This window comes from Anaerococcus groningensis (assembly GCF_046365465.1).
In the GTDB taxonomy this organism is placed as follows: Bacteria; Bacillota; Clostridia; order Tissierellales; family Peptoniphilaceae; genus Anaerococcus; species Anaerococcus groningensis.
Genome location: NZ_JBGMEG010000009.1, coordinates 79,219 through 98,930 on the forward strand (window position 1 = coordinate 79,219; position 19,712 = coordinate 98,930).

Here is a 19,712-nt window from a genome sequence, read left to right on the forward strand (position 1 = left end):
TTAATCTAAGCTTTCTATATAATCTTTTAAAAGCTTTGCAGTAAGCCCCCATATTACTGGATCTGTATCATAAAAATACACATCATTAAAGGTAGTCCAAAAATCATAGTCCCTACCCTTGTGGATTTTCTCAAATGGAAAGTCCTCTGGAAACTCCATTTTGTATGGAGTGTGATAGACTATGGGTCTATTATTTTTTAGATAATCTATATCTACTGCAAAAACTCTTTCAACTTCTTCATTATACTTTATTTCATCAATTTTTTTATGTATCCTACCATAAAAAGCTTTTACATGCATATATGATGCATTTAAAATCATAGAAGAATAGCCTTGATATTCTATATCTTCGTAGTCAAGCAATAATTCTTCCATAGTTTCTCTAACCGCAGCCTCTTCAAATGTCTCACCCATTTCAACACGACCACCAGGAAAACTTACCTCTCCTGGCTGAGTAATTTTTTGAGATCTTACCTCAAATAAAATATGGTCTTTCCCATCTACTTCTATTATAGGAATAAGTACTGCATAATTTCTAATTTTATCATAAAACTCGTCATCAACCAATAAATTTTTCATAATAACCTCTGTTACTTTATCTTATAAAAATATTAGCTCTTAGTCAAATAAAATGACGTTTGAAGTCTTATAATATTGGTATAATATATAATGTTATATAAACAATATTTAAGAAAGGAATTTATAATGTTTAAAGAATTTAAAGAATTTATTGCCAAGGGTAATGTTCTTGATATGGCAGTAGGTATTATCATGGGTACTGCTTTTACAGCTATAGTTAACTCAATAGTAGAAGATTTACTAATGCCAATTATAACAGGTCTTACAGCTGGAGTAGATTTTTCAGAATTAAATGTAAATATAGCAGGCGCTCAACTAAGATTTGGTAATTTAATTAATGCTATTATAACATTCTTAATCATATCTTTAGTTATGTTTGCTATTGTAAGAACATTTAATAGAAATAATAAAGAAGTTGAAGAAGATACTGCAAGCAAAGACTGCCCATACTGTAAAACTTCTATACCAGTAGAAGCAACCAGATGCCCACACTGTACTAGTGAACTAGAAGGCTACCACAACGAGCATGCTAACGCTAACCGTGTAGTTGTAAAATAATATTTAAAATTAAGAACCACCTAGGGTGGTTCTTTTTTTGTTGATTTTTATTGACATTATAAATTTATACGTTATAATTAACTTAAGATAGTTAGTTACTCAAGCAACTAACTAATAAGGAGGCAATATGAATGGATTCCAATAAGCTTATTTTTGAACAAGTAGCAGAAATGGTAGAAAATCAAATCTTAGATGGCCTGTTAAAAGAAAATGATCAATCTCCTTCTACTACTGATTTTGCAAATACCTACGGTATCAATCCCGCTACAGCTAGAAAGGGTCTAAATATTTTAGTAGATGAAGGCATACTTTATAAAAAGAGAGGCATGGGCATGTTTGTAACTGATAAAGCCATAGATATTATTAAAGAAAAAAGAAGGCAAGAGTATCTAGATAATATACTTCCTGATTTAATTAAAAATATTAAATTACTTGGAATAAGTAAAGATGAATTGATAAATGAAATCGAAGATATCTATAAAAAGGAGGATACAGATGATTGAAGTAAGAGATTTAAATAAATCCTTTGATGATAAAATTGTATTTCAAAATGCAAACCTAAATATAGAAGAAAACAGAATTTATGGATTATTTGCTAGAAATGGAGTTGGAAAAACCACTCTCCTTAAAATTTTAGCTGACCAGTTAGTAAATTATCAAGGACAAATAAGCTATAATAATAAATCTATTAGAGAAAATAAGGATTATAAGAAAAGAGTACTGCTAGTAGGAGAAGATTTTATTTCAGAAACTTTAAAACCCGAACGCCTTAACAAAATTATGGATTTAATCTACATCCTTTTAGAGAATTTCAATAAAGAAAGATTTGAGGAGCTAATTGATATATTTGCTATTGATATGAAAACTAGGTATAGAAAGCTTTCTTTTGGTAACCAATGTCTTTTTAGAAATGCTATAGGTCTTGCCAGTGGTGTAGACTTTATATTTTTTGATGAACCAACCACTGGTCTAGATGAAATAAATAAAGACAATTTCTATAAAAAACTTATGGAGTATCAAGATAAGGACAAATCAACAGTAATTATATCCTCCCACAATGTAGCCGATATAGAAAAAATGATTACTGATGTAATAATTTTAAAGGACAAAAAAGTTATAATCAATGAGCCTATATATGGTATCGAAGAAAAATCATATTCTATAACTCTTGATCCAAAAAATCTAGATATGCTAGATAGTAAGAATGTTATAAGTAAAAATATATTTGCAAATCAAGTTATTGCTAGTGTATATGATAATTTTACCGAAGAAGAGTTAGTTGCCCTTAGAGAAAAAGCTAGTATTAGAAGACTAAATTTAAGAGACTTATTTATAGCAATAAATAATGGGGAGGTTTGATATGAATAGCATAAAAAAATTGCTAAAAGTAGAAATAAAAGACTACTCTCACTATTTTTTAATATTTGCTGGAATCTCAATTGTGATTGGTAGTATTTTGGGACTAATGGCTAAGGGTTCAAATACTTCCTTAGAAAATGTTAGAGCTTCCATAGGAGGATTATTATTTATCAGCTGCTTATCTTTACTCCTAGCATCAGCAACTGATTCACTTATAAAAACAAATAAATTAGGTCTGCAATTTGCAAATACCAGAAATGATATAGTCATTGCCATACTTTTAAAGGATATATTAGGGATTATAATTTTTGGAGTAGTTTCCTATTTAATCTTATATTACCTAATGCCAAGACATCTAGATCAAAGCGGAGTATTTTTTGTTACTAGAATGATTTACGATAAATTTAATTTTACTAGCGTAGGTGAATTGCTCTTGTATTTTACAATGATAGCTTCACTAACAAGTATTATCCCAATGATATTCTATATATTAAAATTTAAAGATTCTCTAATCTATGGGCTGCAGGGATCAGCAGGATACTTGGTTGTATCTTCAGGTAATTTTATTCAAAATATACCTAACTACCCTATCATAACTCTTATTATATTTGTCTTAGTGCAAATTATTAGAGCAATTATAATAAAAAAAGTTGATAGGTATTAAGGTTTTAATTTAATTGGTGGTTTGTAAATTAAGTAATAATATAGGAGATACTATGAATCAAATAGGAAAATTTTTAAAAATTAATAGTAAAAATGATATAAAATCTTATTTAACAGCTGTTTTAATAGCATTATTAGGTGGAGTTGTCCTAGCTTTTGCTAAAAGAAACGATTTTGGCAGTTTTAAATCGGGATATTTATTTTCCGCAGTAATCTTAGTTATGCTAGTGACAGCAATATTTGCCTTTGTATCTGTAGTAGACTCATTAGATAAGACTTATTCCCTAGCTAACAAACTAAGCTTTACCAGAGAAGAAATATCCTATAGCTTACTGGTAAAGGATGTAATTTTTTTATTAGTTACTAGCCTAATAATATATGGTTTATCCCAGGTATTTGTAGGGCAAGTAGATGCCATGCCAAATTATGGTAGCCATATATTAGACTTTTTTGTAAATGGTAGGCCAAGCTTTACTGCTATATTTACAGAAGTCCTTATGGGTATCAATTTTGCTATAATTGCTTCTACCCTGGCCTTTATAATTGGATTTCCTCCAGGTCCTGCTGGAATTATACTTTATGTAATATTCTCATCTCTTATGAGAAATCAAATCCTTGGCAGCAATCCCATACACTTACTTATAGGGTTTATAGTTTTTATCCTAGCAATAGTATTTAGACATATAGTTATAGTTAAAGTTGATTCAAAAAAATAGGAGATGAGTAAAAACTCATCTCTTTTTTTCTTTTATATAATCACAGTTAGCACATCTTATCTCATCTACTCTTCTATTTTTCTTATGGACTAAAAGGTCGCCACATTCTGGACACTTTTCTCCTGTAGGTGGATCCCATACTGCGTAATCACAGTCTGGATAATTGTCACAAGCGTAAAATCTCTTGCCTTTTTTGCTAACTTTTTCTATTATCTCTCCATTTTTACATTTTGGACAGGTCACTCCAGTTGTTTTTACAATTGATTTTGTAAAATCACAGTCTGGAAAGTTGGTACATCCTATGAATTTACCATTTCTGCCGTGCTTGATAGCTAAGGCATGGCCGCATTTTGGACATTTTTCATCCAAAACCTTATCCTTTACTTTATAGTCAGTAGAATCTTTTTTGACATTTGTCATATCTTTTTCAAAGTCTTTATAAAAATTACCTAAGACATCTTTCCAATAGATTTCATGTTCTGCTATCTCATCTAGCTGATCTTCCATTTCTGCAGTAAATTCTACGTTTATGATATCATCAAAGTTTTCTTGTAAGAAATTATTTACTGTTATACCAAGATCTGTTGGATAAATTGACCTGCCTTCATATTCTACATAGTTTCTATTTACTATTTGGTTTATAGTTGCAGAATATGTTGATGGACGACCTATACCAAATTCTTCTAAGACTTTTACAAGGCTTGCTTCAGTATATCTTGCAGGAGGATTTGTAAAATGTTGAGCTTTTTCTATTTTGCTAGCAGATATTACATCCATCTCGTTTAGTTCTGGGAGGATATTTTCATTTTCCAAGGCCCCACTTATTTTATTAAAACCTTCAAAGATAGTTATCTTACCATTTGATTTAAAGATTAAACCGTTATTATCAAAATTAATAGTGGTTGATAGGTATTCATAATCTGTCATTTGTGATTGGACTACCCTAGTCCATATTAATTTATAAAGCTTATATTGCTGGTCTGTTAAATATGGTTTTAAGGAAATAGGATCTCTATAAATAGAAGTAGGGCGGATGGCTTCGTGGGCATCTTGACTGCCTTTTTTCTTACCACCGTGAGAGTTTCCTTTTGATGCATATTTTGCCCCATATTTTTCATTTATATATGATAAGGACTCATTTACAATCTCTTGAGAAATTCTTGTTGCATCTGTTCTCATATAAGAAATCAAACCAACTGATCCATCGCCTACATCTATACCTTCAAAAAGTTGCTGGGCAAGTTGCATGGTATATTTGGTTGAATATCCTAATTTATTTGATGCATCTTGTTGGAGGGTCGATGTGGTATAAGGTTTTGGTGGCTTACGAGATTTTTTAGTCTTTTTTACCTCTACTACCTTAAAATTATCCTTATCTATGGCATTTAATACCTTGTTTGCTCCAGCTTCATTGGAGATTTTCATCTTTTTACTAGCTTTACCATAAAATTCTGAGATAAATTTTGTATTATCATGCTTATGATTAGCTGTTATAGTCCAGTATTCTTCTGGAACAAAGGCATCTATTTCTTTTTGTTTTTCTACAATCAGCATTAGAGCAACGGATTGTACACGCCCTGCTGATAGGCCAGACTTTACTCTTTTCCATAAAATAGGGCTTATTTCATAACCTACTATCCTATCCATTACTCTTCTTGCTTGTTGGGCATCTACTAGATTTTGGTCGATTTGTCTTGGATTTTTGATGGCATTTTTTACATTGTCCTTAGTAATTTCATGAAATTCTACACGATTTTTATCTTTTGGATCTAGCCCTAAAAGATATTCTAAATGCCAGCTAATGGCTTCACCTTCCCTGTCTGGGTCCGTTGCTAGATAAACTTTGTCTGCCTTATCTGCTTCTTTTTTAAGTTCGTTTATAGTTTTTGCTCTTCCCCTTACTTTAATATATTCAGGTTCAAAGTTATTTTCTATATCTACACCAAATTTTGACTTTGGTAAATCGCGCAAATGCCCAATGGTAGCCATTACCTTGTAATTGCTACCTAGCATCTTGCCGATTGATCTTGCTTTTGTTGGGGATTCTACTATCACTAAATTTTTAGCCAAGCTTTTCACCTCTTCGTTGTAAATTCATTATTTCCAATATTTTCTATATAATCTCTTAGCTCCAGAGAAGTTAAAAGATAGTTAATTTCATCTATGCTATAAGTTAAGTTGTTTGCTAAAATATCTGCACTTGTGTTTGGATTTTCTTCGATATATCTTACTATTTCCAACTCATCTTTTGCAAGTGAAGAGTAATCTATACTTGATTTTACTTGATTTATATCTAAAAGATAGTCAAGTTCTTCTAAAATATCATCAGGACTGGTTATTAATTTGCTGCCCTCTTGGATAAGTTTATTCGTACCCTTAGAGTAAATAGAATTTATATTTCCAGGTACTGCAAAAACTTCCTTGCCTTGGTCTAGGGCACACCTAGTAGTAATCATTGTTCCAGATTTTTCTTTAGCTTCTATAACTACAGTTGCTAAAGATATACCAGATATTATCCTATTCCTACGTGGGAAATTATAAGGCTTTGGTTCTGTTCCTAGGGGAAATTCTGATAAGATTAAGCCATTATTTTCTAAATCTTCGTATAGCTTACGATTTTGTTTTGGATATATTTTATCAATACCACAGCCAATTATACCTATGGTCCTACCTGAAACGTCTAAAGTAGATTTGTGGCAAACTGCATCTATCCCATAAGCAAGACCTGATACAGTTGTAATACCAGCTGCAGAAACTCCTTGGCTTAAAGTTTTAGAGGCCCATTTACCATAATCGGTGCATTTTCTAGCTCCAACAAAGGCTATAGAATTTTTATCTTTTTCATAATCAAGCTTTCCCTTATAAAATAAAATAGCTGGCCTATCTTCTATATATCTTAGATTTTCTGGGTAATCATCATCCAAAATAGTCACAAAGTTATAGCCATATTTTATAACTTTTTCAAGATAAGCTTTAAAATTTTCCATAGACTTGTCATTAAAGATTTTTTCATAGGCCTTATCTGTTAAAAAATCTAGGTCTACCCTAGATTTTTCAAATAAATTATCAAAGCCTATATTTTCATGGATTTTTAAAATGATGCGATTATCTAAAAATATGTAGTTTAGGTAGAGAATTATTTCTCTATTTGTATATTTAAAATGCATTTTCAATATAATTTATCTTTCTACTTTCGGTAAATACTTCTGCTACATCAAACCTCATTATATAATCAGTAAGATTATTTTCAATTAAATAAACTTGGCTTGCTTTTGTAATTCTCTGTTGTTTGTGATAGTTTACAGCTTCTCTAGGATACCCATATTTTATATTTTTCCTCGCCTTTACTTCTACAAAGCAAACTAGATTATTTTTAAAGGCTATGATATCTACTTCCCCATAGGGTTTTAGGTAGTTTCGATCTAGGATTTCATAGCCATTTTTTATTAGAAAATTTACAACTAATTCTTCTCCTAAATTTCCTATTTTTCTTTTTTCACTCATAAAAAACTTTCCTGTTTGGCAAAATATTTTTTTAAAAAACTTAATCTATGGATTGGTGTAATCCCAACATCATCTATGGATTCATAGTGTTTTTTTGTACCGTAGCCCATATTCGTATCAAAGGAATATTCTGGATAGATTTTTGAAAAATTAATCATAATATCATCCCTGTGGACTTTAGCAAGAATTGATGCACATGATATGGCATATTCGTTTAAATCACCTTTTACGATATTTAATTGAGGAATATCTGTAGCTATTCTCTCCGCATCTATGAGTAATATATCTGGTCTTATTTCTAAATTATCTACCGCACTTTTCATAGCAAAAAGAGATGCTTGCCTTATATTTATATCATCTATTACTTTATTATTAGCATAACCATAGGAAACTGCTATGGCATCTTCTAATATTTGCTCTTTTAATTCTAGCATCCTAGCTCTTTTTAGCTTTTTAGAATCAGTAACACCATCAATATTAGATTCCTTTTTCATAATAACTGCACAGGTTACCACAGGACCAGCCAAGGGGCCTCGGCCCACTTCATCCACTCCTGCTATAAGCTGATATTTTTCATAGATTTCTTTTTTTATCTTTTCATTATATTCTGAATATCTCATGGGCGTTCTAAGCTTATTCTTCCAAGTTTTCCTGATCTAAAATCAGTTAAAATAATATTTGCAGTTCTGGTATAGTCAAAGTCTCCACCCCTAATTATTGCCCCTCGTTTTTTTGCAATATCTTCATAGATTTCTAGGGCTGATTTTTCTGGGTCTACCCCATACCTTTCTGTTAAATTTTCTGGATATTCTTCTTTAATTTTTTCTAAGAATTTAAGGGTTAAATCTTCTATATTTAATATTTCATCCTTTATGGCATGGGTATAGGATAAGTGTAGACCTGTTTTTTCATCAAATTTAGGCCAAAGTACACCCGGTGTATCTAAAAGTTCAATATTTGCTCCAGTTTTTATCCATTGCTTAGTCTTTGTAACTCCTGGACGATTTCCGACATTGGCAGACTTTCTTTTAGCTACATTATTTATAAAAGTAGATTTTCCTGCATTTGGTATACCTACTATCATCATACGAATGACTTTATTTTCTATATTTTTTGCTTCTATTCTTTCAAATTTTTCAGCTAGTTCTGCCTTTGCCATATCATAGATTCTAGAAACATTTATTTTTTCTTTAGAATTCATAAGAGTAGCTGGTATACCTTCTTGTTTAAATTTGTTAATCCACATTTTGTTTACCTTACTATCAGCAAGATCTGATTTATTCATAATTATCAAACGTGGTTTATCTCTTAAAATCTCATCTAACATAGGATTTCTAGATGATTCTGGAATGCGGGCATCTATTATTTCTAAGACTATGTCTACTAGTTTTAAATTATTCTGTATCTCTTCTTTGGTCTTTTTCATGTGACCTGGATACCAATTTATATTCATCGCCATAATATTCTCCTTATTTTCTAAATATATTATACATAATATATGGTTTTTATCTAGAATTAGCTAATTTGTTGTACTTAAAAGTGTACCAATTTATAAATCATATAGCTACTATCTTCTTATATATGCTTAATTTTTTTATATATTAATTCTTGTTTTTAACTAAATTTTGATATACAATTAATAAAAATTATCAACTAAAAATAGAAAAGAATAAAGAATGGAGAAGAAAATGAGTAAAGAATTTTCTATTACAGGAAACAAGGCTATCTTAAACTTATCAGAGCAATTTTTTAATGATATCAATGAACTTTTAAATAGCAATTCTTTTTTTGAATTAACAAAATCATTTATAAACTATCATAAAGAGGAATCATCTAGGGTCTACACATACATAGAACAATTTTTTATCAATTCATCTGTAGACTCTCTTTCAAGAGAGTTGGTTGATATACTAAAGCTACTTACAGTTATGAATATTGATGAAATATCATCAAAGATAAACAAATACCATAATCTAAACAAGGAAAAAGACGGGCTATTAAAGATAGTGGAGGAGTTTTATGATTATTGGAGAAATCTTGAAAGATATTCAATAATAGAACAAAAAGAAGATTCACGTGGAGTTGGAGTAGTAAATTTTGTTGAAATAAATGAAAAACTAAAAAATATGATTCTTCAAGCCTACAGAAGAATAGAAATGTCTATAGTAGGAGCATGGCCAAAAGTATATAGGCAAGTACCAGCGGCTGCTGATGCATCTATTATGATTAGGTATTTTGATAAAGATTTTCCAAAAATTTACGATAATTTAAATAAGATTCCCTTTATAACTCAAGTTATGATTGAAACTCCTTATATTACCTATACTAAATCAAATAAAAGAGATGGAATATTTGAAGAAGTTTACGAAAATCCCATACTAGATACAAATATAAATTACAATCACTTTTTCTGCTATCCTGCAAAAGTAGGAGATAATCTAATTTATATATATTTTCATAGAGACCTACTTACCCACGGAGTTTCCGCATCAAACCTATTTGAACTTGCAGATGTCAAAGAAATAGAAGAAAAAACTCCTGATGCCATTTATATCTATGGTCCAAAAGATAAGGGTAATAGGAAAAATTCTTTCTATTATGATGAGGAAAATAAGTTATATGTAGGCTATGCTGCCTATAGCGATAAGATCGATTATTTTGGTTATCTTAAAAAAATGGTTTTAACCTTAAACAATGTAATAAACATCAAAAAAGGATACTTACCAATACATGGCGCTGGTCTTTCTATAGTTTTACAAAACGATAAAACAGTAAATATAGTAATCCTTGGTGATAGTGGCGCTGGAAAAAGTGAATCAATCGAAGCCTTTAGAACTCTTGCCAAAGATTATATAAAAGAAATGACCATAGTCTTTGATGATATGGGATCATTTAGAATAAAAGATGGAAAAGTCTATGCTTATGGTACAGAAATAGGTGCCTTTGTAAGACTTGATGACCTTGATGCAGGTTATGCTTTTAAGCAAATTGATAGATCAATTTTTATGAACCCTGATAAAGTAAACGCACGACTTATAATGCCAGTAGCAAGTTTTGAGGAAATAAATAAGGGATATGAAGTTGACTTTTTCCTCTATGCTGATAACTACTCAGCAGTTTTGGATAATGAATCTTCAATAGATATACTTGATGAGAAAAAAGAAGCCCTAAGAATCTTTAAAAGAGGTGGCAGGCTTGCTAAAGGAACTACAACTGAAACCGGTCTTGTGCAAACCTATTTTGCAAATCCATTTGGTCCTGTTCAAAAAATGGAAGAATGTGACAAATTATTAGATCAATACTTTGAAACTTTATATAAAAATGAAGTAAAGGTTGGAACTATAAGAACTCAATTAGCCCTTGAAAATATGCAATTTGAAGGCCCAAAAGCTGCAGCTATTGAATTATTTGAATTAATTAAAGATATGTAAGATAAAAAAACTCAAGCAAAATACTTGCTTGAGTTTTTATTTTACTTATCTACCTCATCTATTGCTTCTTTTATAAGTCTAGGGGAAATAATACATTTTTCTTCACTTACTGCACAAACTGCAAATCTTAGACCATTTTTATTTGCAACTATATACATATCTTTTTCCTTTAATTTTTCAGCAACTTCTTTTGGTTTATCACATGGAATAGATATAAAAAATCCTCCAAAATATGGTAGGTGAATAAGACTTACTTCTTTTGAATTTTCTACAAAAGCCCTAGCCCTTTTTTCAAGTAGCTGTCTATTTTCTTTAAGCTCATCTTCATAGGATTTTTTCTTTGATTTATCACTTTCTATATCAACTAAAATATTCATCCCAGCATGGGTTATATTCGACCAGATAGACCTGTTTGAATGTTTCATCGAATCAAAGGTTCTGTCTGCAATGTCTTCATTTGATGAAATTATTATACACGCACCTGTCCTTATTCCATAAGCGGTATAAGATTTACTCATAGAATAGGCAACTGTTGTTATTATATTTTCTGGTAAAGATGAAAATTTCTTAAAAAATTTCTTTTGAGATCCATCACCTGCAAATTCTATATAAGCAACATCAAGAAGCATAGTGATAAATTTGCCGGAGACTGCTCTTTTCTTTATAACATCAAGTATCTTATCCCACATAGCATCATCTATGCTAAAACCTGTTGGATTATTGGCAGGAGAGTTAAATACGCAAAGAACCCTATCTCTTTTCTCTAAGGCAAAGTCTAAGGTCTTGGTAAACTCTTCTAAGTTGAAATTAAAATCTTGATCTAAAAACTCATACGTTTTAAATTCTCTATCAAACTCTTCGCACATAGTTTGATAAGCTGGCCAATACCAGTTTGGACAAATTACATAATCGCCTTGGTTTAAAAATGTCCAAAAACTATGTCTAATAGCTCCAGTACCACCAGCAGTAGCAATAGCTTTTATATAAGCATCAGGTTTATATGGCCCAAAGCAGTTATCAACTAATAGGTCAAGATATGCCTGATCCCCTTCAATGGCAGCATAGCTTGCTATTGAATTTTTGTCCATATCTTTTAATGTATCATATACACTATCAAAAGCAACTAGATTTCCATTATCATCTATTAAAGTACCAAGAGTAGAGTCAATTATCTTATCTCTTCCCTTTTCTTTTATAGCTTCTTTACATTCTTTATTTACTTTAAATATTTCATCTTCAAGTCTTGGCCACCTTGCATGGTCTGCTATAATATCTTTTCCCACAATATTTCCCCTTATTATTATTTTAGATATTGTATCACTTTTTGATACTTTTTTAAAGAAAATAAAATTATTAGTCGATTTGCAAGTAGAAAATTATATACAAAATAAGCAAGAATACTAGGTAATCTTGCTTAATATTAAAAATTTGCTTTCTTCAACTTCTGTGTTTTAAGTATAAATATGGTTTGATTATTATATCGTTAAATATAAATAAATTTTTGATATAAAAAGGCTAATAAATGTTATAGTAGTTATTATTCTCTGTGTTCTGCTAAAAGATTCGTTTGTATTAGTGAAAAAAATTATTATTATTATAGATATTATAGATAAAAAGAAATTATAATCTTTATCTAAATATTTATCGCCAATTAGCAAAATCATTATTGATATAAATACTAATATGTAGCTAAAGACTTTTTTAAATTTTTCCATTAATATCTTCCAAATCCTACTATATGTCTAAAAGGGTTAGGTTTTAACGTAGATACTGAAGTTATATGTAATTTTTTCATTAAAAATAACCTCCTTATGTTTTATTCAAGTAAAATTATACCTTTCATGCATACTTCTTCTATAAAAATAAATATAATTATAGCATTACTAGATACATTAATAAGTAGAAGCTTATTCCAATGTAAGGGTAAGATATTATTAGTATATTGGAATACTATAATTGATAAGTACTATGTATATTTTTATATATAAAAAAAGCAAGAATACTAGGTATCCTTGCTTATTATTAATAATTTGTTTTTTCTTTAACTTTAGTAGCCTTACCTTGACGACCACGTAGGTAGTTAAGTTGTGCACGACGTACTTTACCACGTCTTGTTACTACTAATTTTTCAATTCTTGGTGAGTTATAAAGGAATGTTCTTTCAACACCAACACCATAAGAAATTCTTCTTAGGGTAAATGATTTGTTGATTCCACCTTCTTTGATTTTTAAAACTGTTCCTTCAAAGTCTTGAAGTCTAGTTTTTTCACCCTCTTTTATTCTGTATGATATTCTAACTGTATCTCCTACGTTAAAGTCAAATTGGTCTTCACGTAAGTTTTCTTGTTCAATTTTTTTAATTAAGTCCATTTTTATTCTCCTCTCTTAGGAATTTTTCATATAAGTCTGGTCTGACTCTTTTAGTTTTTTCTATTGCTGATTTTCTATTCCAAGCTGCAATTTTTTTATGGTCCCCACTTAGTAGTTCTTGAGGTACCATATATCCATTAAACTCGCGTGGCTTGGTAAATTCATCCTGCTGCAATAATATATTGTAATGTGAATCTGTAACTAAGGATTCTTCTTTACCAACTACTCCTTCTATAAATCTTGCCATAGAGTCTATGACAACCATAGCTGGGATTTCTCCACCAGTTAGAACATAATCTCCAATTGAGATTTCATAATCTACATAGTGGTTGGTTATTCTTGCATCTATACCTTCATAGTGGCCACAAATTAATATAAGATGTTTAATTTCTGCAAAGTCGATTGCTAATTTCTGATTGAATTGAGATCCTGCAGCAGACATATAGGCTACCTTGGATCCAGGTTTTTTTACAGACATTAAAGCATCATATATAGGTTGTGGTCTCATTAGCATTCCTGCTGCTCCACCATATACTGTATCATCTACATGGTTGTGCTTATTGTTTGAAAAATCTCTTATATTTATAAATTCTAGTTCTAATAGTCCTTTTGAAATAGCCTTACCTATTACTCCATAAGTTTTTAAAAACTCAAAACTTTCTGGAAATAGGGTCAGAATGGTTATTTTATTCATAGTCACTAAAGTTTTCTACTTCTATAAAGCCATTTTCTATATCAATATTTTTTACAGTAGCATTTAAGGCTGGAAAGTAAATTTCATCTTTATCTGTCTTTATAACGTAAACATCGTTTGGATATACACCTGTAATTACATCTGTGATTTCGCCTACTGTTTGCCCACAGCTTTTCACATCTAGTCCAATAAGGTTGAAAACATAATACTCATTATCACCTAGCTCACCTAAATCAGAATCTTCTATGGTTATATCTTTGCCCACAAATTTTAAAACATCATTTATATCATCATATTCCAAAAATTTGATAACCTTTAGTCCCTTTTGATCAAAGGATGATTCTACAGTGACTTTTTTATCTTCTATGAGTAATTTTGCCCCGTTTTCAAATCTTTTTTCATAATCACTTAGGCTTTTTATTTTAAGATTTCCTCTTACTCCATGAGTTGTTACTATCTCTGCTACTGTAATTCTCATATTTTTATATTTACCTTAACATTTTCTTTTATAGCTGCTGATCTTGCAATAGTACGGATTGAGTTTATAATATTTCCTCTTACTCCTATTACTCTGCCTTTATCAGATTCAGCTACATGGATAATAATGTTAACTTCGCCGTCATTACGACTTTCTTCGATCTCTACTTGATCTTTTTCTTCTACAAGTTCTTTAACTATTGTTTCAACTAATTCTTTCATAGTCTTAAGCTAGAACATCATTATCATTGAAAAGTTTTTCAACGATAGATGTTGGTTTTGCACCAGTTCCAACCCAGTATTTTGCTCTTTCGTTATCGATTTTAAATTCTTTTGGTTGGCTTACTGGATTGTAATATCCGATTTCTTCGATAAATTTACCATCTCTTGGGCTTCTGCTATCTGCTACTACAACTCTGTAGAATGGTTTTTTCTTTTGTCCCATTCTTTTTAATCTAATTTTTACTGCCATTTTTACTTCCTTTCATTTTAGCATTTGAAACAAATTTAATATTTATTAATAGTATCTATCTACTAAAAAGGGAATTTTGGCATCTTTGGCATTCTCATGCCTCTGCCTTTTTTACCTTTACCTTGCATATTAGAAACTTGTTTCATCATTTTTTTCAGTTCTTTAAACTGCTTTAAGAGTTTATTTAACTCTTTTACATCAACTCCCGATCCTTTTGATATACGATCTTTACGGCTTTTGCCAATCATTTCTGGTTTTGCTCGCTCTTCTGGTGTCATTGAGCTAATTAAAGCTTCGATTCTTTCAAAACCTAAATCATCCACATTTATTTGTTTTAGTATTTTGTTATTTACACCAGGTATCATTGCAAGTAAGTCTTCTAATGGACCCATATTTCTGATTTGGTTAATTTGTTCCATAAAATCATCTAGGGTATAGGTTTGATTTCTCATCTTTTCTTCAAGCTCTTTGGCATTTTGAAGATCAATTTGGGCTTCTGCTTTTTCTATTAAAGATAAAACATCTCCCATACCCAGAATCCTATTTGCCATCCTATCTGGATAGAATGGTTCTAGGTCTTCTAGTTTTTCTCCTACACCGACAAATTTTATTGGTTTTCCAACTACTTGTCTAATGGATAAAGCTGCTCCACCTCTAGCATCACCGTCAAGCTTGGTGAGTATTACACCTGTGATGTCCAGATATTCATCAAATGTTTTTGCAACATTTACTGCTTCTTGACCTGTCATCGCATCTACTACTAGAAGGATTTCGTCAGGTTTGGTTGCTTCTTTGATTTCTTTTAGCTCTTCCATCAAATCAGTATCTATTTGAAGACGACCTGCGGTATCAAGGATGACCGTATCATAGTTATTTGCACGAGCATAATCTCTAGCCTCTTTTGCAGTAACTACTGGGTCTTGCTTACCTTGTTCAAAAACAGGAACTCCTGCCTTGTTACCAACTACTTTTAATTGATCTATAGCTGCTGGTCTATAAATATCTAGGGCAGCTAGCATTGGGTTTCTGTTTTCATTTTTTAATTTATATACTAATTTACCTGAGTGAGTGGTTTTACCAGAACCTTGAAGACCTACCATCATAACCATATGTGGCGTGCTGCCTTTAAGATCTAGTTTGGAGTTTTCTTTTCCCATCAAATTGGTTAGTTCTTCATTTACGATTTTAACTACCATTTGACCTGGGCTTAGTGACTGCATGACATCTTCACCTAATGCACGCTCTTTAACTGTTTTTACAAACTCTTTTACAACTTTGTAGTTAACATCAGCTTCAAGAAGTGAAAGTCTTATCTCTCTCATTGCACTATCGATGTCTTTTTCTGTTAATTTTCCTTTTCCGGTTAGCTTACCAAGGGTTTCTTGGAGTCTATCGGATAGGCCTTCAAACACCATATTATCACTCCCTAAATTTTTTCAATTTCTTCTGTTATTTTTTCAATTGCTTTTTCATAATTTGAACTTTCCATCAGCTCTCTTATACTCATAAGAGCATCTTTGAGCCCCTCTTTTTTTTCTAGCAAAGAAAGCTCATCTTCAAACTCAAATAATTTGTCAACTGAACGAGTCATCATATCAGATATTGCCTGTTTGGATTTGTTATTATTATCCGCAATTTCTTGTAAGGATAAATCCTCGTTATAATAGCAATTTATAACATCACGTTGTTTTTCATTTAGTAGTGGTCCATAAATGTCGAATAGTTCGGCCACTTTAACAATTTTTTCCATAATGCTCCACTAATATTATTGTAATTTTCAACAAATTACCTAGTCAAGTTTTTTACTTGACCTATGCATTATACAACGAATTAATAGTGGTGTCAAGAAAATTTCTTGACCGTGAAACGATTAATTTTTGACCAACAAAAAAGCCTACTATTTTATATAGTAAGCTTTCTTTTATTATGGCATATTTGAAAATGGATTTAATCTTCCTCTAGTGTTTTGATCTGTTTCTACTTTATTTTCTGGACTAGCTTCTTTGTATTGATCAACATTTGAAGAATCTATAGAAAAAGTAAAGTCAAGGGTTTGTTCTTTGCCATCTCTTATTATAGTAATTTTTGCACTTTCACCCACCTGATAGTCAAGCAGAACTTTTCTAAGAGATGCCATGTCAGTTACTTTTTTGCCATCAATAGCAGTTATAACATCTCCTTTTTCAAAAACTCCATTTTCATCAAAGTCACTAAATACATAAACGCCTTCTACATCTTCTAGTACTCCCATATTAGCTTGTGGGAATTGTCTAAAGTAGTCTAGAGATTGACCAGTTATACCAAGGTAAACTGAATTATATTCTCCATTTTCAATAATTTTATTTATTACGTTTTTTACAGTATTTATTGGAATAGCAAAACCAATTCCATCACTATTACCTGCCTTAGCAGAGTTTATACCTATTTGTTCTCCCTTTGAATTTAGTAAGGCTCCACCTGAGTTACCAGAATTTATAGCAGCATCAGTTTGCATTAACCCATCCATTTGAGCACCATTTTGAAAATTAACTGTACGGTTAAGACCTGATATAATTCCACTAGTTACTGTCGATTGAAGTTCAAAACCAAGTGGATTTCCAATAGCAACAACCCTATCGCCAACACCCACATCATCACTATCAGCTAGTTTCACAGCTGGAAGATTATCCTTTTCTACTTTTAAGATAGCTAGGTCAAGGGTAGAATCATTCCACACAAGTTTTGCAGGAGTGGTTGATCCATCATTAAATAAAACACTGATATCACTAGCCTCTCCATTACTTACAACATGAGAATTAGTTAGAATATATCCATCGCTAGATACAATAGATCCAGAGCCAATACCTTCTACATAACCTGATTGAGGACCAAAATATGTTTGCTGAGTCACCTGAGCTTTAGTAGTAATCCCTACAACACTATCTATAGATTTTTTAACAACTGTAGATTCCATAGATTCGTCAACATCTTTAGAATCTAAATTGCCTATGCTCTTATCAATTTCCTTTTTAGAAACCTCAGATTCACTTTTTTGCTCAGTTTTAGGAGCTTCAACTGGATCAGGAGTGGAATTTTCATTCTCCTTTGCCCCGAAACCACTAGTTAACAAAAACACCAAAAGCCCACCAATCAAAGCCCCAGCAAGAGCAGATAAAAAAGATGAACCTGATTTATTACTATTTTCTCGCCTATTAGACATAAATTTATTCCTTTCTATAAATATTAATATTTATTTGTATTAATATCATACTCCAATTAGTGTTAAGAGGATATAAAGGTTTTAAAGTTACGGGGGTTTCGTGCGTAATTAAAAATCACCTCCGTATGGGAGGTGACTTGGAAATCTGTGATTGACTATATAGGTAGCACTATTTCAATCCACACCTCCGTATGGGAGGTGACCCCAAACCCTCTACAATTAAAGTTAGCAAAGCACCTATTTCAATTCACACCTCCGTATAGGAAGTGACAAAAATGTAATCTATAATATATATAGTAGGAGTAATTTCAATCCACACCTCCGTATGGAAGGTGACATGACCCGATAAGTAATGCCTTAAAAAGAGGCAAAATTTCAATCCACACCTCCGCATGGGAGGTGACTAAGTAGAAATGTTGGCAGTCCAAAATTATTTAAAATTTCAATCCACACCTTCGCATGGGAGGTGACATCTAATGAGTTAGAGACAAAAACTATGCTTGGAATTTCAATCCACACCTCCGTATAGGAGGTGACATGAGACTATCCATTTATACTGGAGCTAGGCGCGGTATTTCAATCCACACCTCCGTATGGGAGGTGACTCTATGATAAAGACTCCATTTTTTATTTTAATGATATTTCAATCCACACCTCCGCATGGGAGGTGACAGACAGACACAAAACAAGCTAAAAAACTCATTTATAATTTCAATCCACACCTCCGTATGGGAGGTGACGCAGCTGGTTATCTTTTTTGCTCACTGATACTAAAAATTTCAATCCACACCTCCGTATGGGAGGTGACAGTTGCCTATAACAAACTCCATGGACTGGACAAGATTTCAATCCACACCTCCGTATGGGAGGTGACTTATCATTAAAAACGCTATCATCTTTAAAATCTGGATTTCAATCCACACCTCCGTATGGGAGGTGACAAGGGTCAGTCCGAATCCCAAAGTCCGCATACAGATTTCAATCCACACCTCCGTATGGGAGGTGACTTCTGGCAGGTTTATTGTTATTAAATTTATCGTTATTTCAATCCACACCTCCGTATGGGAGGTGACAGAGACTTATATAAAAGGCCTAGATATTAGGTGATTTCAATCCACACCTCCGTATGGGAGGTGACAAAAATGCCGCTAAAACACCTAATTTTTTATCTTTATTTCAATCCACACCTCCGTATGGGAGGTGACATAAATGGTGTAACAGTTTTATCAGATGACACAAAATTTCAATCCACACCTCCGTATGGGAGGTGACCGCATTTTTTAGGGGTTTTTGTATGAATTTTATTAGAAAAAATACGAAAACTCATAAAATTCATCATATTATGGTCATATCTAGCGCGAGTGCCTCGGTGTTTTATGGGTGCTTGGGGTCGTCTATATTATAAGAAGATCTTTGTCGGGATCATAGCTATCATCTTTTCCTATAGTTTCTACTCTATTTTGCCAATTTTTACCTAAATTGTAAAACCTTACACTATCATGGTCTTGGTCTATTATTTCTAGTAACTTGTTCTTTAGATTTACTAATTGCGCTGGAGTGAGTGAACATTCAAAAACTGAGTTTTGTACTCTTTGACCATAGTTTACGCATTGTTTAGCTACTTTCCTTAATCTCTTTGTACCCGATTGTGACTTTGTATTTACATCATAGGTAATTAGTACCATCATAA

The 19,712-nt window shown here is 31.7% G+C and carries 22 protein-coding genes and 1 CRISPR repeat array; of the genes, 6 read left to right on the plus strand and 16 right to left on the minus strand.

What is annotated here, in order from left to right; translation table 11 throughout:
* Positions 1 to 579, minus strand: coding sequence for an NUDIX hydrolase (locus AB9Q04_RS05720; protein WP_410024406.1), 579 nt, complete (start codon positions 577 to 579; stop codon positions 1 to 3).
* Between the two features lie 126 nt (positions 580 to 705).
* On the opposite strand from AB9Q04_RS05720, the gene mscL reads away from it, so the two are divergent.
* The 5 genes from mscL (at position 706) to AB9Q04_RS05745 (ending at position 3,875) form a co-directional block, all read left to right on the plus strand.
* On the plus strand, positions 706 to 1,137 hold the full coding sequence (gene mscL, locus AB9Q04_RS05725; RefSeq protein WP_410024407.1) for a large conductance mechanosensitive channel protein MscL: 432 nt from the start codon (positions 706 to 708) through the stop codon (positions 1,135 to 1,137).
* A gap of 131 nt (positions 1,138 to 1,268) precedes the next feature.
* On the plus strand, positions 1,269 to 1,640 hold the full coding sequence (locus AB9Q04_RS05730; RefSeq protein WP_410024408.1) for a GntR family transcriptional regulator: 372 nt from the start codon (positions 1,269 to 1,271) through the stop codon (positions 1,638 to 1,640).
* Positions 1,633 to 2,496 carry an ATP-binding cassette domain-containing protein gene (locus tag AB9Q04_RS05735; RefSeq protein ID WP_410024409.1) on the plus strand — a complete coding sequence of 288 codons (864 nt, stop codon included), beginning with the start codon at positions 1,633 to 1,635 and terminating at the stop codon, positions 2,494 to 2,496. Before AB9Q04_RS05730 ends, AB9Q04_RS05735 begins: the two co-directional genes overlap by 8 nt.
* A gap of 1 nt (position 2,497) precedes the next feature.
* Positions 2,498 to 3,160, plus strand: coding sequence for a hypothetical protein (locus tag AB9Q04_RS05740; protein ID WP_410024410.1), 663 nt, complete (start codon positions 2,498 to 2,500; stop codon positions 3,158 to 3,160).
* Between the two features lie 52 nt (positions 3,161 to 3,212).
* Entirely contained in the window at positions 3,213 to 3,875 is a 663-nt protein-coding gene (locus tag AB9Q04_RS05745; RefSeq protein ID WP_410024411.1) for a hypothetical protein, read from the plus strand.
* Positions 3,876 to 3,890: 15 nt separating this feature from the next.
* Here the strand turns inward: AB9Q04_RS05745 and topA are convergent, their stop codons facing one another.
* Genes topA through ylqF form a run of 5 tightly spaced genes read right to left on the minus strand, consistent with a single transcriptional unit; the run spans position 3,891 to position 8,832 of the window.
* Positions 3,891 to 5,945, minus strand: coding sequence for a type I DNA topoisomerase (gene topA / locus AB9Q04_RS05750; protein ID WP_410024412.1), 2,055 nt, complete (start codon positions 5,943 to 5,945; stop codon positions 3,891 to 3,893).
* Positions 5,946 to 5,950: 5 nt separating this feature from the next.
* Positions 5,951 to 7,042 (minus strand): DNA-processing protein DprA, encoded by a 1,092-nt coding sequence (gene dprA / locus AB9Q04_RS05755; protein ID WP_410024413.1) that lies wholly within the window; start codon positions 7,040 to 7,042, stop codon positions 5,951 to 5,953.
* A complete protein-coding gene (locus AB9Q04_RS05760) occupies positions 7,032 to 7,379 on the minus strand; it encodes a YraN family protein (protein ID WP_410024414.1) in 348 nt (115 codons plus the stop codon). The genes dprA and AB9Q04_RS05760 overlap by 11 nt, the downstream gene beginning before the upstream one ends.
* Positions 7,376 to 7,999, minus strand: a complete 624-nt coding sequence (locus AB9Q04_RS05765) for a ribonuclease HII (RefSeq protein WP_410024415.1) — start codon at positions 7,997 to 7,999, stop codon at positions 7,376 to 7,378. The genes AB9Q04_RS05760 and AB9Q04_RS05765 overlap by 4 nt, the downstream gene beginning before the upstream one ends.
* Complete coding sequence (gene ylqF, locus AB9Q04_RS05770) at positions 7,996 to 8,832, minus strand: ribosome biogenesis GTPase YlqF (protein ID WP_410024435.1); 837 nt, start codon at positions 8,830 to 8,832, stop codon at positions 7,996 to 7,998. The genes AB9Q04_RS05765 and ylqF overlap by 4 nt, the downstream gene beginning before the upstream one ends.
* A gap of 235 nt (positions 8,833 to 9,067) precedes the next feature.
* On the opposite strand from ylqF, the gene AB9Q04_RS05775 reads away from it, so the two are divergent.
* Positions 9,068 to 10,810, plus strand: coding sequence for a phosphoenolpyruvate carboxykinase (locus AB9Q04_RS05775; protein ID WP_410024416.1), 1,743 nt, complete (start codon positions 9,068 to 9,070; stop codon positions 10,808 to 10,810).
* 41 nt (positions 10,811 to 10,851) lie between these two features.
* Here the strand turns inward: AB9Q04_RS05775 and AB9Q04_RS05780 are convergent, their stop codons facing one another.
* The 10 genes from AB9Q04_RS05780 to cas2 all read right to left on the minus strand — a co-directional run bounded on the left by AB9Q04_RS05780 (position 10,852) and on the right by cas2 (position 19,710).
* Positions 10,852 to 12,093, minus strand: coding sequence for an aminotransferase class I/II-fold pyridoxal phosphate-dependent enzyme (locus AB9Q04_RS05780; protein WP_410024417.1), 1,242 nt, complete (start codon positions 12,091 to 12,093; stop codon positions 10,852 to 10,854).
* Between the two features lie 739 nt (positions 12,094 to 12,832).
* Positions 12,833 to 13,180: a 50S ribosomal protein L19 gene (rplS, locus tag AB9Q04_RS05785; RefSeq protein WP_410024418.1), complete on the minus strand. Its 348-nt coding sequence runs from the start codon at positions 13,178 to 13,180 to the stop codon at positions 12,833 to 12,835.
* Positions 13,167 to 13,874, minus strand: coding sequence for a tRNA (guanosine(37)-N1)-methyltransferase TrmD (gene trmD / locus AB9Q04_RS05790; RefSeq protein WP_410024419.1), 708 nt, complete (start codon positions 13,872 to 13,874; stop codon positions 13,167 to 13,169). Before trmD ends, rplS begins: the two co-directional genes overlap by 14 nt.
* Positions 13,867 to 14,352 (minus strand): ribosome maturation factor RimM, encoded by a 486-nt coding sequence (gene rimM, locus AB9Q04_RS05795; protein WP_410024420.1) that lies wholly within the window; start codon positions 14,350 to 14,352, stop codon positions 13,867 to 13,869. Before rimM ends, trmD begins: the two co-directional genes overlap by 8 nt.
* On the minus strand, positions 14,349 to 14,573 hold the full coding sequence (locus AB9Q04_RS05800) for a KH domain-containing protein (protein WP_262122006.1): 225 nt from the start codon (positions 14,571 to 14,573) through the stop codon (positions 14,349 to 14,351). The genes rimM and AB9Q04_RS05800 overlap by 4 nt, the downstream gene beginning before the upstream one ends.
* A 4-nt stretch (positions 14,574 to 14,577) precedes the next feature.
* Entirely contained in the window at positions 14,578 to 14,823 is a 246-nt protein-coding gene (gene rpsP, locus AB9Q04_RS05805) for a 30S ribosomal protein S16 (RefSeq protein WP_394011277.1), read from the minus strand.
* 62 nt (positions 14,824 to 14,885) lie between these two features.
* Positions 14,886 to 16,238 (minus strand): signal recognition particle protein, encoded by a 1,353-nt coding sequence (gene ffh, locus AB9Q04_RS05810; RefSeq protein WP_410024421.1) that lies wholly within the window; start codon positions 16,236 to 16,238, stop codon positions 14,886 to 14,888.
* A gap of 11 nt (positions 16,239 to 16,249) precedes the next feature.
* On the minus strand, positions 16,250 to 16,573 hold the full coding sequence (gene ylxM / locus AB9Q04_RS05815) for a YlxM family DNA-binding protein (protein ID WP_410024422.1): 324 nt from the start codon (positions 16,571 to 16,573) through the stop codon (positions 16,250 to 16,252).
* A gap of 174 nt (positions 16,574 to 16,747) precedes the next feature.
* A complete protein-coding gene (locus AB9Q04_RS05820; RefSeq protein WP_410024423.1) occupies positions 16,748 to 18,022 on the minus strand; it encodes a S1C family serine protease in 1,275 nt (424 codons plus the stop codon).
* Positions 18,023 to 18,261: 239 nt separating this feature from the next.
* Positions 18,262 to 19,294: direct repeats of the CRISPR family, unit length 32 nt; unit sequence ATTTCAATCCACACCTCCGTATGGGAGGTGAC.
* Positions 19,295 to 19,416: 122 nt separating this feature from the next.
* Positions 19,417 to 19,710 carry a CRISPR-associated endonuclease Cas2 gene (cas2, locus tag AB9Q04_RS05825; RefSeq protein WP_410024424.1) on the minus strand — a complete coding sequence of 98 codons (294 nt, stop codon included), beginning with the start codon at positions 19,708 to 19,710 and terminating at the stop codon, positions 19,417 to 19,419.
* Positions 19,711 to 19,712: the final 2 nt, after the last annotated feature.